The following is a 1,087-nucleotide window of genomic DNA, read 5'->3' as shown; positions in this document are numbered from 1 at the left end:
AGCGTTGTATATAGAGCGCAACTCGGCAACAGCGACTGTCAGCGCCGCAGAAACCGGTATTCAATGGGGCAAGGGCAATATGAAGCAAGGTATGCCTTGGGAGGATTATGTAGGAACACAGCTTCCTGCCGATGCCAGGTTACCGAAGAACTTTAAGACTTTTGATTATTATGATGGTGTAACCAAAACGGCAGTTAGCGCGAAGTCAATGGATACTCAGACTATGGCAAAACTGGCTAATCCAAATCAGGTCTACAATTCAATTAAAAGAAATATTGATGATGTAGCGAAATTTAGAGATGCTACACGCTCTGGTGAAAAGTTAACTTCATCGATGATTAATCATAAAGAGATTCAATTAGCGGTGCCAACCAATACAACGAAAGTACAATGGAATGAGATAAACCGAGCCATTGAATACGGAAAGAATCAGGGTGTTAAAGTAATAGTGACTCAGGTGAAACAATGATATTTAACAAAGATCAAGATTATTGGGCTAGTTGCTACAGCACTAATGAGTTTTTACTTATTGAAACTTACTCCGGTCTTGGTAAAACCCGTAGAGACCCAATTTATAATCCTCATATATTGTCTCTTGATGCCGATGATAAATGTATTGGTAAGGATGTTTTACGCGCGTTATTAAATAGTAGAACATTAACTTCTCTTGATGAACGTGTGGCTTTTTTTGATCTCGAAAAAGGTAAACAGCAATATGCTGCTTGGATAGCAATGTTGATGGAAAAATATGGCTATAAAACTAAACGTGCGTTGTTCAAGAACATGAAAAACTGTGGTATACATTGTTGTAATGACGTGATCACTATCTCCCCTTCATATCATGAAAAACTGGAAGTTTGGTCTGGTGATAATATATTGGAATCGGATTGCGTGATACTTCCTACTAATAGCTCTGATGCTGAGATCGGTTCGGGGCTGAAGCTCGCGCTTAGTCGTTGTACCAGTTAAATCAAGCTCCCAGCCATAAAAAAGCTGGGATTTTTTCCCTTTTTGGTCTATCGGCAAGTTGTTTTCTTTTCGGTGATGAGTTATCAGTTGATAATCAAAAAGATATCTTAGCGGCAGA

General features: G+C 39.1%; 2 protein-coding genes. Both read left to right on the top strand.

The window, feature by feature from the left end; genetic code table 11:
* Positions 1-469, top strand: a 469-nt coding sequence (locus tag ABR397_RS22770; RefSeq protein ID WP_455430665.1) for an endonuclease toxin domain-containing protein, incomplete at its 5' end; no start/stop codon positions are given.
* Positions 466-969, top strand: coding sequence for a contact-dependent growth inhibition system immunity protein (locus ABR397_RS22765; protein WP_350307694.1), 504 nt, complete (start codon positions 466-468; stop codon positions 967-969). The genes ABR397_RS22770 and ABR397_RS22765, both read left to right, overlap by 4 nt.
* Positions 970-1,087 lie beyond the last annotated feature (118 nt).

This window comes from Photorhabdus viridis (genome assembly GCF_040256935.1).
Taxonomy (GTDB): Bacteria; Pseudomonadota; Gammaproteobacteria; order Enterobacterales; family Enterobacteriaceae; genus Photorhabdus; species Photorhabdus viridis.
The sequence above is the reverse complement of the archived record's forward strand: the minus strand, read 5'-3'. Positions and strand labels throughout refer to the sequence as shown.